Source organism: Paenibacillus sp. FSL P2-0322 (genome assembly GCF_037975315.1).
Taxonomy (GTDB): domain Bacteria; phylum Bacillota; class Bacilli; order Paenibacillales; family Paenibacillaceae; genus Paenibacillus; species Paenibacillus polymyxa_B.
Map to the genome: position 1 here is coordinate 3,445,067 of NZ_CP150243.1, position 12,936 is coordinate 3,458,002.

Sequence of the window (12,936 nt, forward strand, 5' to 3'; positions counted from 1 at the left end):
GTGTAATGAATTTCACATCTTTCCGGGTCAACCTGTTCTACCATAGAAGGGTGATACGCCGTGCTGGGCAGACCACTTTGGTCGGGACGGTTACGTCTTGTTCTAAACCAGCTACACAGGCTGTCTGGCATGCGCGGCAAGTACGCCTTTATTTTGATTCGAAGCGGAGTGTCCAGATGTTGAATACCGAATTGGAATACCGTGAGCGCATCAGGAAGTTGGCCGTGTGTATTGTCAAGCACTACCGGGGAAAAGGACCGGACAACGTCAAGGTTTCACTGGATTCGCCGCTCCGGATTACGGTAGAAATTCGAGGTACATTGTCTAATTTGTCCGAAATTCTCGTTCATGAAGGGGCTGAGGACAAGGTCAGGGAATATTGGGACGTCCTTCGTCCCTATCTAGAAAAGGAGTTTATGAACGAAGCCGAAAAAACACTCGGCAGTCCCTTCACTTATACTTGGGAGGTCTGCCCCTCCGTCCATGGAGACGGACACATTATCATTACTCTAGAACTACAACACATACACCGGTTGGATTAGCGGGAAGGAGCTTGTCTCCTCGCTCGCGGATAAGCCAGTACAGGATGCAGCGTAAAGCGGCATTTTTGTATTGGCTTTTTTTATGTTACGAGTTTCATCTATTTCATATAAAAGAGGTGCTGCACTTATGGCAGACAAGGTATTGACCGTATGTCCCTACTGCGGGAGCGGTTGTCAGCTTCATTTGCTGGTGGAAAAAGGACAGGTAATTGGCGCAGAGCCGGCTGGTGGTCGTACGAATGAAGGAACACTGTGTCTGAAAGGACACTATGGATGGGATTTTTTGAATGACCCGCAAATTCTGACTGCACGCTTGCGCAAGCCCATGATTCGCAAAAATGGAGTTATGGAGGAAGTCGAGTGGAAGGAAGCCATTCAATATACTGCCGAACGGCTGTCAGCAATTAAGGAAAAATACGGACCCGACTCCATTATGGGAACGGGCTCCGCACGCGGTCCGGGTAATGAAGCCAATTATGTCATGCAAAAGTTCATGCGAGCGGTCATTGGCACGAACAATATTGACCATTGCGCTCGTGTATGCCACGGCCCTTCTGTAGCAGGTTTGACTTACTCGCTCGGAGATGGAGCTATGTCCAACTCTATTCCTGAAATTGAACACTCTGATCTCATTTTCGTGTTTGGATATAATGCACCCGAAACACATCCGATCGTCGCAAGACGCATTGTAGCTGCCAAGCAAAGAGGCGCCAAAATTATTGTATGCGATCCGCGCATGACCGAAACAGCTCGTATTTCGAATATGTGGCTACCCTTAAAGGGCGGTTCGAACATGGCTTTGGTGAACGCTTTTGGTCATGTACTTGTGCATGAAGGACTGTACGACAAACGATATGTTGAAGCAAACACAGAAGGCTTTGCCGAATACGTAGACAGCATTAAAAAATATACTCCCGAATATGCGGAAGGCATTACGGGGGTCAAGGCAGCCGATATCCGGGCGGCTATGAGGGAATATGCAAAGGCTCCTACCGCTACAATTTTGTACGGAATGGGCGTATGTCAATTTTCACAGGCCGTTGATGTGGTAAAGGGGCTCGCTTCCCTTGCACTGTTGACTGGAAATTTGGGCAAGCCGAATGTGGGTATCGGACCAGTACGGGGACAAAACAATGTACAGGGGTCCTGTGATATGGGCGCTTTGCCGAATGTGTATCCTGGCTATCAGGATGTAACAGATAACACAGCTCGCAAAAAGTTTGAAAAAGCATGGGGTGTTGAGCTGCCACGTAAAAAAGGCTATCCACTTACGGAGGTACCACACCTCATTCTGAAGGAGAACAAGCTGAAAGCTTATTACATTTTTGGCGAGGACCCTGTACAAAGCGATCCGAACGCCGCCGAGTTGCGTGAAGCCCTAGACCAATTGGAATTTGTCGTGGTTCAGGATATTTTCATGAACAAAACAGCGTTGCACGCCGATGTCATCCTCCCTTCTACTGCCTGGGGCGAGCATGACGGTGTATATTCTTCGGCAGATCGGGGCTTTCAGCGCATCCGTAAGGCCGTTGAGCCACAGGGTGATGTTAAGCCAGACTGGGCCATTATTAGCGAGGTTGCTACCGCCATGGGCTATCCTATGTCCTATGCAAACACAGAAGAAATTTGGGATGAAATGCGCAGTCTCAGCCCATTATTCTCCGGTGCCAGCTACCAAAAAATGGAGCAGCAAGGCGGCGTGCAATGGCCCTGCCCTACTGAGGATCATCCAGGTACACCGTATTTATATAAAGGAAATCAATTTTCGACACCTAGTGGCAAAGGCAGATTATTCGCCTGCGAATGGCGTCCACCACAAGAACAACCGGATGCAAAATACCCGCTTGTCTTGTCCACAGTCCGTGAGGTAGGTCACTATTCCGTTCGTACCATGACTGGCAATTGCCGCGCGCTGCGCCAGTTGTCTGATGAGCCTGGCTTTATTCAGATTAGCCCAGAAGACGGAGCAGATCTGAATATTCTGGATGGCGAAATTGTTGCCATATCCTCCCGTCGGGGACGCATCATGGCACGGGCACAAATCAGTGACCGTGTGCAACAAGGTGCGACCTACATGACCTATCACTGGTGGGTTGGAGCATGCAACGAGCTGACCGCTGATTTTCTCGATCCGGTATCCAAAACCCCGGAATTAAAATACTGTGCCATCCGTCTGGAGCGGATCGCCGACCAAGCGCAGGCCGAACGTGATGTACATGAATCGTACCAACGGATTCGCAGACAGATGAACGTCCAGGAAGCTATTTTGGCTGATAAGGTGACGAGATGAGCGGCACAGGGAATATGATGCACTGTCTAACAGATTACCGGTCAGCTTCGACGAGTAGAATGGGAGCAGCCAGTAGAACAAGCGCTGTTGCTTCTTCTTTTGTAGTCGCAGACGCCGGACAGTGCATCGGTTGCAAAGCCTGTGAAATGGCGTGCTTCGCCGTTCACAGTCAGGCTAACGGCATAGGAGCTTCGGTCGGAACCGTCAGCGTACCTGTTGTACCCAAGGTGTATGTTGTACGTACAGGGGATATGTATGTGCCGGTGCAATGCCGGCATTGCGAAAATGCCCCCTGCGCACATGCCTGTCCGGTGCAAGCCATTCGTCAGGAGGACGGCGTCGTCATGATTGATGAGGAGCGATGTATCGGCTGTACCTCCTGTGTTTTGGCCTGCCCCTTCGGGGCAATTGAGGTGTCTCCGGTCTACCGGGCAGGACACGTTGTAACGCAGTCCGGCCTGACTCACCGTGCAAATCGAGTCGCCCTTCCCCGCACCGCAGCAAGCAAATGCGATCTGTGCGCGGAAACAGAGAACGGACAGCCTGCATGTGTAGAGGCCTGCCCGAATCATGTCCTACGGCTGGCCAAAGGTATATCCGACTCACCTCCAGAGCCTCGGCGGGAAGTCTTTTTCCCACGCCTATAAGGCCAAAATCAGCCGCAGAAAGGTAGAAAACCATGTCAACCACAATAGACAAGATCTCCTCGCCTCCTTGTATGAAGACGACTGATTGCACAGACCCTGTCATTCATATTGACCCTACGCTCTGCACAGGATGCAGACGTTGTGCTGGGGTTTGTCCAGTAGATGCCATAGAGGGATTGCCCGGAGAACCGCAAACCGTTAATGCAGACCGATGTGTTATTTGCGGTCAATGTGTACAAATATGCAGCGTATACGCATCTGACTGGGCAGGTTCATCTTCACAGGAAGGCGCCGCTAGACGGCTGGAACGTATCCAAGAACGCGATATGCCTGCCGACATCAGAGAGCCACTATTCGCTGCCTATTATAGCTACAACTTGAATAAGGTAGCCGATATGATGACCAAACCTGGACAGTTTCGGATCGTCCAATGTGCTCCAGCCATTCGTGTTTCACTCGCGGAGGAATTCGGAATGCCGTTCGGCACCTTGACGCCTGGGAAAATGGCTGCTGCTTTACGCCGCCTTGGCTTCGACCGGGTATACGACACCAACTTTGGAGCTGACGTGACCATCATGGAGGAAGGCACTGAATTGATTCGTCGCGTGACCGAAGGCGGTCCCTTACCCATGTTCACATCCTGCTGTCCAGCATGGGTCCGATTTGCAGAGATTGAATATCCCGATCTGCTAGACCATCTATCCAGCTGCAAATCTCCGATGCAAATGTTAGGAGCGCTAATCAAATCTTATGGCGCACAACTGGACGAGGTGGAACCTGCGAATATATACAGCGTTGCCATCATGCCCTGTACTTGTAAACAATTTGAATGCGATCGTCCCGAAATGGAATCTGACGGTTACCGTGATGTGGATGAGGTACTGACCACGCGTGAACTTGCATACTGGATCAAGCAGCGCGGAATTGATTTTGCGAACCTGCCTGATGAAGAATTCGATTCACCGTTAGGACAATATTCAGGTGCAGGCTCCATTTTTGGAGTCACTGGAGGAGTCATGGAAGCTGCCATCCGTACAGGTTACGAGCTGCTGACAAATGAAAAACTGCCGAAGCTCCAGCTCGATTTTGTACGTGGTGAGGAAGGCATTCGAGTAGCTGAGGTTCAGGTAGGCAAGCTGCAGCTCAAGGTAGCGGTCGTCGCCGGGCTACAACATGCCTATCAGCTACTGGATCGTGTCCAGGCGGGCGAATGTGATTATCATTTTATTGAGGTGATGGGCTGCCCTGCTGGATGTATCAGCGGAGGGGGACAACCTAAGCTCATGTTAGAAAAGCAACGAATTGAAGCTTATCGTGCACGTAAATCCTCCATTTATGGACATGATGCTGCACACCAGGTACGAAAATCGCATGAGAACCCTCACATCATCAAACTTTATGATGAATTTCTAGGTGAGCCGCTGGGTCATGTGTCGCATCATCTGCTGCACACCACCTTCCAACAACGGGGGCCCGGCAAGCAAAGCCGCAGCAACACTATTTCCACCAAAGGGGATGCGGATTACTCCATTCATTAATACATTAAGTTATTTTTATGCTGTATACATTATTTTTGTCGTAAGTTAGAGAGGAGTCGAATTGTATGAACCGTTTTGTTTTAGCTGATCCCGATCAATGTATCGGCTGTCGTACCTGTGAAATCGCATGTGTCATCGCACATTCAGCGGAGAACCCTTTTATCTCGCCGGATGATGAGTTTCATTTTCACCCTCGTCTGAAGGTTATCAAATCATTTGGGGTCACTGCACCCGTTCAGTGTCGTCACTGTGAGGATGCTCCATGCGCCAACGCTTGTCCGAACGGCTCTATTACGAACGCAGATGGCTGCATTCTCATTAATAGCGAAAGCTGCATTGGCTGTAAAACCTGCATGATCGCCTGCCCTTACGGCGCGATTAACATGGTACCCGAGTATCGAAACGGGCAGCCTGTCGTGCAGGATGGATTGTATACCAATATGTCAGGACGCTTGCAACCCAAAGAGCGCATGATTGCCAGCAAATGTGATTTATGCGAAGGCGTGGACGGCGGTCCGGCCTGTATTGGTAAATGTCCAACACAAGCCCTCAAGCTGGTCGAGCCAGATCTGGTTCATGCCCGGGTTGAAGAAAAACGCGCTGCAAGTGCACGTCAGCTACTGCATATGACACGCATTCCGGCAACGGGTCTATGACCGAAGGTTTCCCTCTGTCTACAAATACGCGAACCGAGCGGGATGCGCTAGGAGAGATGGAAATTCCCGCAGATGCCTTTTACGGTATTCACACCGCACGCGCGATGAACAATTTTGCGGTCAGTGGCAGACCCGTGAACCAAAACCTGATCCACGCTCTTGTGTTGGTAAAAAAAGTAGCCGCTCAAGTGAATGGTGAGCAGAAACGGCTCCCTGCCCAACGGGCCTCTGCCATTGTAAATGCCTGCGACGAAATACTCGCCGGGAGGCACCAACATATGTTTACCGTGGATGCCATGCAAGGCGGCGCAGGCACCAGTACCCATATGAATGTAAATGAGGTCATTGCTAATTTGGCCATCGTACAGCTAGGAGGCAGACCAGGGCAGTATGAGATTATACATCCTCTGGATGATGTGAACTGCTGCCAGTCTACGAATGATGTCTATCCCACAGCGCTACGAATTGCAGCAATACGGCTGCTTCGGCCTTTATGTGACACGATGTCTTCGTTACAGGATGCTTTACAGCACAAAGAAACGGAATATGCTGACCTGCTCAAACTAGGCCGCACTCAGCTAATGGATGCCCTGCCCATGATGGCCGGGCAGGGCTTTGGTGCCTACGCAAAGGCTATAGCGCGCGACCGCTGGCGTCTCTATAAAGCTGAAGAGCGGCTGCGGGAAATCCCTATTGGAGGCACGGCGATTGGCACAGGTATGAACGCGCCCCGCGCTTACAGCTATCGGATGGTCGAAAAGCTGGCGGATGAGACTGGTTTTGGACTGAGTCGCAGCGACCACCCGATGGACCCGATTCAAAATATGGATGTCTTTGTGGAGGTGTCCGGTCTACTCAAATCAGCCGCCGTGAATCTGTACAAAATATCTGGCGATTTTCGCCTACTGGCCTCTGGTCCTTTCGGTGGTATTGGCGAATACACGCTGCCTCCAGTTCAGGCCGGATCCTCTATTATGCCTGGCAAGGTCAATCCGGTAATAGCTGAAATGGCAGGACTAACAGCCATGCGTGTGATAGCCGAAGATGCGGCTATCACTATGGCCGCTGCCTCCGGTCAGTTGGAACTAAACGCATTCCTGCCGCTGATTGCCGAATCGCTGCTGGAATCGCTACATATTCTGAACAGCGCGGTTCGACTATTCGAGGAAAGATGCGTACGCGGCCTGATCGTGCGTGAGGAACGCTGCACTACAAATCTGCGTAACTCAGCCGTGATGGCTTCTGCTCTGGTCGCGGAGCTTGGCTATGATGAAGCTGCCTCCATTGCATCTGCAGCCATTGTGCAAGGTCGCACACCAGAGGATATTGCAGAAGATCGCGGCCTACTGACCCGTTCGAGGATTGACCAATTATGCCATCCCTATACAGTAACCAAACCCGGAATTCCGGGGCAGGAAGAAGGAACTCACCATGGGAATGAATGATACCCCTCGTAGCAACCGACCACATATTGTCCTGCTCGGTCGCCGCAACGCAGGCAAATCCAGCATTCTGAACACCCTGACGGGTCAGCCCGTCGCTGTGGTATCTCCTGTAGGAGGAACGACCACGGACCCCGTTTTCAAACCGATGGAGCTGCTCCCAGCGGGTCCCATTGTTCTGGTGGATACCGCCGGACTGGACGATGAGGGTGAGGTCGGGGAGCTGCGCCGCAACAAAACGCTAGAAATACTTAATAGTACAGACTTGGCCTTGCTCGTTATCGACGCCACCGTTGGAGTCGGACCATTCGAGCATGAGCTACTCGAAAAGCTCCGCAACAAAAAGATTCCTGTTATTGGGGTATTGAATAAGGTAGATACCCTTACTGAATCAGATAAAACGACTACAAAGCTGGCAACTGAACTGGATCTCACCCTGATTCCTTTCAGTGCATCTTTGCTCCAGGGAGACACGGAACTGAAAAAATCTATCACGAATACACTCCCCCAAAATGAGGATCGTTTCCGTATCGTCGGTGACCTGTTGTCACCCGGCGATGTTGTTGTGCTGGTCGTTCCCATCGACAAAGCTGCACCAAAAGGCCGTTTGATCCTGCCACAGCAGCAAACAATCCGCGATACACTAGAGAGCGATGCCATCGCCGTAGTTACCAAAGAACATGAATTACGATTGACGCTGGAGAGATTGGGGCGCAAACCTCGCTTGGTCATTACCGATTCACAGGTTTTTATGAAAGTAGCGGCCGACACGCCCAAGGATGTGCCTCTTACCTCTTTTTCCATCCTGTTTGCCCGTCATAAAGGCGATCTGGACGAACTGGTACGAGGTGCAAGAGCCATTGATCGCCTCAAGGATGGAGACCGTGTACTCATTGCCGAAGCCTGCACTCACCAATGCCAATCTGACGATATTGGTCGAGTGAAAATTCCCCGCTGGCTCCGCCAAACGATAGGCAAACGTCTCATCATCGAGCATGCATCCGGCTCCAGCTTCCCTGATGATCTGAGCGAATATGCACTGGTTATTCATTGCGGTGCATGCATGCTCAATCGGCGTACGATGCTTCATCGAATGTCGGAAACGAAAGCTGCCGGAGTGCCGATTGTGAACTATGGTATTTTCATCGCTTATGTACAGGGGGTCTTTCCCCGTGCTATTGAATGCTTCCCATCTGCTATGCTGGCATGGGAGCAAGCTGTAGAAGCCGGCAGTTATTCCTAAAAGACCTTATCTCGTCATTAATATTTTTTTCCAGATACACAAAAGCAGTCGCGCTGATTCCAACGCGACTGCTTTTTATTTTCAAGTTCTATTATAAATCATGAGAATTTTCATAGTGTGAAATGATACTACGAATAATATAAATTGCTAAAAATACAAATCACGCTCGCCTGCTTCCAGTCGCTCCAGTCTGTCAAGCGTCAAACGGCGCGTCGATTCACGTGGTATACGCTCCAAATTCTCTCGCAGAGCGGCAGCTCCCAGTTCACGCGCCTCCTCATCCCCATAATCCAGCAGATATTCTTGGAAGGTTAGCAGCGAATTCGGCTGGCACACATTATGAATTTGTCCTGATTTGGCAAGCTCCATGAAACGATCTCCAGTTCGCCCCTCACGGTAGCAAGCTGTGCAGTAGCTCGGCATATATCCACCACGGCACAGACTTTTAATAATTTCCGATGGTGAGCGATGATCCCCTACCTCAAATTGAGGCTTATCATCAGTTTCCTGTTTTGCATATGCCCCTACGCCTGTAGCTGAACCTGCACTAATCTGCGACACGCCTAGACCAATGACACGATCCCTATATTCCGGCTCCTCGCGTGTGGACAGGATCATACCAGCATAAGGGACAGCCAGTCGAAGAACGGATACAATTTTCATAAAATCCTCATCGTTGACCAGGTACGGATATCGCTCCAGGTCTACATTTTCAGCCGGACGCAATCGTGGAACTGAAACCGTATGAGGGCCACACCCAAAGGCTTCTTCCAAGTGCTCGGCATGTTTCAGCATCGCTACGGTTTCATAGCGGAAATCATACAGACCGTACAACACACCGATCCCCACATCATCTATACCCGCACGCATGGCTCTGTCCATTGCGGTGGTGTGCCAATCAAAGTCCCGCTTTGGTCCCTGCAGGTGGAATTTACGATAGCTTTCCCGATGATACGTTTCCTGAAATAAAATATACGTACCAATGCCTACCTCTGCCAGCTTCCGATAGTCCTCCTCGGTTGTGGATGCAATATTCACATTGATCCGTCGAATGCTGCCGTTATCTACCTTGACCTCATAGATCTGGCGCAGACAATCGACGATATAGTCAATGGGACAATGGACTGGGTCTTCCCCCGCTTCCAGCACGAGCCGCTTGTGTCCCAGTTCTTGAAGCACTCTAACCTCCTGTACCAATTCCTCCGGTGTCAGACGGCTACGAGTAAAGCTGTCATTGGTATGTTTATAACCACAATATTCGCAGTTATTCACGCAGTGGTTGCTTACATATAAAGGGGCGAACAGTACAATTCGGTTGCCATAAATTTGTTCTTTGACTGCCCTCGAAGATTTGAACATCTCTTCCAATAATTCAGGATCATCCACATGCAAAAGAGCCGCCGCTTCACTCGCACTCAGTCCCCGGCAGGCTCTCCCCTTTTCTAAAATTTCTAAAATACGGTTTCGATCTGTTGCCTCTTGTTTCCCCTGCTCCACTGCTGCCATAATCTCTGCTTCATTAATAAAATCCGCCGACACTTTCTCCCGTACTCCACTCACGTATACCCATCTCCTTATTTATGGTTACTGCAATGTTTCCGTTATGGCCTCACAAAGTTTCCTGTCTCATAAGCTGTCGTTGCACCCTCAAACTATCGCCGCGCCCCATATCGACTTCAAATCCCGCTCCGCGAATCCGCAGCTCCAGGCAATGTCGACATTGGGCAGACTCATCGCCCAAACATATTTTATTCTCATAAATCGCATACTTAGGTCTCACCGCTAGTGGCGACAAATTGGGCATCACCACATTTGCCCCTGCCTGAAGCGCTTTCTCCCTGCCCTGGGGATGAATCGTTCCCATTGCCGTGGACGCCGGAATAAGAGCATCTGGAACGACCAATCGGGATAACGAAATAATATCGAGTGCCTTTTCCATGCTCCCCTGACTGGCATCCCGAAGCGGCGTGTTGCTATGCGGTAAAAAGGGGCCAATCCCGATCATATCTGGTGACAGGCTGTGCAGATAGACCAAATCGTCTGCTAATTCACTATTCGTTTGTCCTGGTAACCCCACCATACATCCGGCCCCGATCTGAAAGCCGATTCGTTGCAAAGCCAGCAGACGGCTGCGCCTGCTTTCCATCGTCATCGTCGGATGCAGCTTGGCGTACAAACGGGGGGAAGCTGTCTCATGCCGCAGCAAAAAACGGTCCGCGCCCGCCTCGTATAATTGCTCATAAGTTTCATCATCCCGTTCACCGATGGACAGTGTAACCGCCACATCCGCAAAACGGCTTTTAATTTCGCGAATCAATTTCGTCAGCCGGGCTGCTGTAAACCAGTAATCTTCCCCACTTTGCAATACAAAGGTCCGATAACCGAGTTCATACCCCTCCGCACAACAGGCCAGAATTTCTTCTGGCTGCAAACGGTAACGATCTGCCTGTTTATTCGAAGCGCGCAGCCCACAGTACATGCAGTCCTGACGACATATACTGGAGAATTCAATTAATCCCCGTAAAAAAACACCTTTGCCATAGCGCTCCAATTTGGTGCGAGCTGCCAGGTGGCGCAGTTGAGCCCGAAGCGTTGGCTCATCATCCAGACGTGTCAGCAGCTCCATCATTTCCATATGCGTCCATTCCTTGCCGTCAGCCAGACGCAGTAATAATTCGTCCGTGACTCATCCCTTCTTCCCTCGTCCATCCGGACTTCACATCATCAGCGGCTTGTACCGTACATGTATTATTCTAGCAATATCGGAGAGGATGTAACGTGATTAGTTTCACAAAAAATCCCATTTTATAAAAACCTCCTCCAACTTCTGCCCCAAAAAATACACATTTATATCAACACACAAAAAAGCTGTCTCTTCCTCTAATGGAAGAAACAGCCCTTGTCGATGGTTCTGCTTATTACTGAATCAAATCAATCGCCTGCTGGGGTACAAAATAATCAACGCCGTTAAATACAACTACACCGTTGAGCGTGGTATTTTTACCATTCAGCGTAGCGACATTTTTGTATACCGGAAGCTCCAGCTTGTTACTGCCTTTGGTCACTGTAATAACTTTCGTGTCCGCAGAAAACTTGGCTCCTTTAGCTTCAAAAGCGGCTTTTGCAGGAATAAAAAGCTGCTTGCTGACCGTATCCAAATCCAGTCCAAGTACACGTGTCATATATTTATTCACATCTGTATTGTCGATTACACCGGTTGGACGGTCTCCGTTCGGCGCATACGTGTACAACACGACATCGCCTCCTGTATGTCCGCCTGTAGTCCAGCCAATATTCGCACGTTTGCTAATGATCGGTCCGACAGCATAGTTCATGCTTCCTTCTTTGGCATCCTTAATGGTTTTTACTTCTTCGTCTGTCAAATCGGTGATGCCAAAATATGTGGAAAGCACCTCTTTAATATTGCTGCGATCTGCATTCAGCTTGGCTTCCAAGCCCTCACCCGTCAGCTTCGCTTTTTTCAGCGGGTCTATAAAAGAAGCTAAAGGTGTTTTGTCATAATTGCTAGTTGTATCGCTGCTACCAATCGTCAATCCACCGTTTCCGTGGTCTGTCACTGCTACGACGACTGTATTTTGGTTTTGTTTGGCGTAATCCACAGCAACTTTCACTGCATCGTCAAACGAAAGCACGTCACTAATAATTCCGGTTGGATCATTTGCATGGGCGGCCCAATCCACCTTACTGCCTTCTACCATTAAGAAGAAGCCTTTATCGTTTTTGGACAACACATCAATGGCTTTCGATGTCATTTCTGCCAGACTAGGTTCCTTGGATGCATCGCGATCCAGGTTATACGCAAGGGCTTCAGGAGAAAAGCTGCCCCAGAGCTTGCTGGAGGTCGAATTTTTCAACCCTTCAGGTGTCGTGACAAAGTCATAACCCTGGTCTTTAATTTGGGCTACCAAATCTTGGCCATCTTTACGCCCTGCTGCCTCCAAAAACTTGCCGCCTCCACCTAACACTACATCAACCCCGTTGTAGGCTTGCTGCATGCTGAGTGCATCATAATTTTTACGATCAGGATAATGTGCGGTAAAATCAGCTGGTGTCGCATGCATAATCTCCGAAGTCGCAATAATTCCAGTCGATTTCCCTGCCAGCTTGGAAGCCTCAAGAATGGAAGCTACAGGCTTTTTGGCGTCACCCGCTGCAATGGGTTGTTGTCCGGGCATTGTCGCTTCATCAGGAAGGACACCTACATACCCAGTATGAGATTTATGTCCTGTGGCAAAAGCAGTACCCGCTGGAGCAGAATCGGCAATTGGAGCATCCGCAGAATGCGTACGCACCATGCCGCTTGCCATGCTGTCTAACGTTAAGGAAGATCCTTTGTACCATCTAGCCAGTGCAGTGGCGTCATTAGCCATACCGTCTGGAATCAAAATAATTACGTTTTTAATCGACGTGTCCTTTTCGACTGCCATCGCCGTCCCAACGCTTACTGCTAGCATCATAGTCGCTACGAGTGCTGCCACCGATTTTTTCGTATGTATCCCCCAACATTTTAGCATTCAATTTCCTCCCAGACACTTTATTGTACAATCAGAACTAAGT

At 49.8% G+C, this 12,936-nt stretch carries 10 protein-coding genes; 7 read left to right on the plus strand and 3 right to left on the minus strand.

Annotated elements, in window-relative coordinates; all coding sequences use genetic code 11:
* The first annotated feature begins 5 nt into the window (after positions 1–5).
* From MKY24_RS15005 to hydF, 7 genes are all read left to right on the plus strand, one after another.
* Positions 6–542, plus strand: coding sequence for a hypothetical protein (locus MKY24_RS15005; RefSeq protein WP_231517125.1), 537 nt, complete (start codon positions 6–8; stop codon positions 540–542).
* Between the two features lie 127 nt (positions 543–669).
* Positions 670–2,832, plus strand: coding sequence for a formate dehydrogenase subunit alpha (gene fdhF / locus MKY24_RS15010; RefSeq protein ID WP_339200270.1), 2,163 nt, complete (start codon positions 670–672; stop codon positions 2,830–2,832).
* A 14-nt stretch (positions 2,833–2,846) separates the two neighbouring features.
* Complete coding sequence (locus MKY24_RS15015; protein ID WP_339200271.1) at positions 2,847–3,479, plus strand: 4Fe-4S dicluster domain-containing protein; 633 nt, start codon at positions 2,847–2,849, stop codon at positions 3,477–3,479.
* A gap of 71 nt (positions 3,480–3,550) precedes the next feature.
* The gene (locus tag MKY24_RS15020) at positions 3,551–5,017 is read left to right on the plus strand and encodes a [FeFe] hydrogenase, group A (protein ID WP_071559616.1); all 1,467 of its coding nucleotides are present in this window, start codon (positions 3,551–3,553) and stop codon (positions 5,015–5,017) included.
* A 65-nt stretch (positions 5,018–5,082) separates the two neighbouring features.
* Positions 5,083–5,673 carry a 4Fe-4S dicluster domain-containing protein gene (locus MKY24_RS15025; RefSeq protein ID WP_028540676.1) on the plus strand — a complete coding sequence of 197 codons (591 nt, stop codon included), beginning with the start codon at positions 5,083–5,085 and terminating at the stop codon, positions 5,671–5,673.
* Positions 5,670–7,118, plus strand: coding sequence for an aspartate ammonia-lyase (locus tag MKY24_RS15030; protein WP_076159271.1), 1,449 nt, complete (start codon positions 5,670–5,672; stop codon positions 7,116–7,118). The genes MKY24_RS15025 and MKY24_RS15030 overlap by 4 nt, the downstream gene beginning before the upstream one ends.
* Entirely contained in the window at positions 7,105–8,358 is a 1,254-nt protein-coding gene (hydF, locus tag MKY24_RS15035) for a [FeFe] hydrogenase H-cluster maturation GTPase HydF (protein ID WP_338532502.1), read from the plus strand. The genes MKY24_RS15030 and hydF overlap by 14 nt, the downstream gene beginning before the upstream one ends.
* A 147-nt stretch (positions 8,359–8,505) precedes the next feature.
* Here the strand turns inward: hydF and hydG are convergent, their stop codons facing one another.
* The 3 genes from hydG to MKY24_RS15050 all read right to left on the minus strand — a co-directional run bounded on the left by hydG (position 8,506) and on the right by MKY24_RS15050 (position 12,893).
* Positions 8,506–9,918, minus strand: a complete 1,413-nt coding sequence (gene hydG, locus MKY24_RS15040) for a [FeFe] hydrogenase H-cluster radical SAM maturase HydG (protein ID WP_339200273.1) — start codon at positions 9,916–9,918, stop codon at positions 8,506–8,508.
* Between the two features lie 49 nt (positions 9,919–9,967).
* Positions 9,968–11,020: a [FeFe] hydrogenase H-cluster radical SAM maturase HydE gene (gene hydE / locus MKY24_RS15045; RefSeq protein ID WP_226887778.1), complete on the minus strand. Its 1,053-nt coding sequence runs from the start codon at positions 11,018–11,020 to the stop codon at positions 9,968–9,970.
* 256 nt (positions 11,021–11,276) lie between these two features.
* Complete coding sequence (locus MKY24_RS15050) at positions 11,277–12,893, minus strand: alkaline phosphatase (protein WP_338532503.1); 1,617 nt, start codon at positions 12,891–12,893, stop codon at positions 11,277–11,279.
* Positions 12,894–12,936 lie beyond the last annotated feature (43 nt).

What these genes read in the sequence shown, in the direction of transcription:
- MKY24_RS15005 (WP_231517125.1), top strand. Translation starts at nt 6, where the DNA reads ATGAATTTCACATCTTTCCGGGTCAACCTGTTCTACCATAGAAGGGTG.
- fdhF (WP_339200270.1), top strand. Translation starts at nt 670, where the DNA reads ATGGCAGACAAGGTATTGACCGTATGTCCCTACTGCGGGAGCGGTTGT.
- MKY24_RS15015 (WP_339200271.1), top strand. Translation starts at nt 2,847, where the DNA reads ATGATGCACTGTCTAACAGATTACCGGTCAGCTTCGACGAGTAGAATG.
- MKY24_RS15020 (WP_071559616.1), top strand. Translation starts at nt 3,551, where the DNA reads ATGAAGACGACTGATTGCACAGACCCTGTCATTCATATTGACCCTACG.
- MKY24_RS15025 (WP_028540676.1), top strand. Translation starts at nt 5,083, where the DNA reads ATGAACCGTTTTGTTTTAGCTGATCCCGATCAATGTATCGGCTGTCGT.
- MKY24_RS15030 (WP_076159271.1), top strand. Translation starts at nt 5,670, where the DNA reads ATGACCGAAGGTTTCCCTCTGTCTACAAATACGCGAACCGAGCGGGAT.
- hydF (WP_338532502.1), top strand. Translation starts at nt 7,105, where the DNA reads ATGGGAATGAATGATACCCCTCGTAGCAACCGACCACATATTGTCCTG.
- MKY24_RS15050 (WP_338532503.1), bottom strand. Translation starts at nt 12,893, where the DNA reads ATGCTAAAATGTTGGGGGATACATACGAAAAAATCGGTGGCAGCACTC.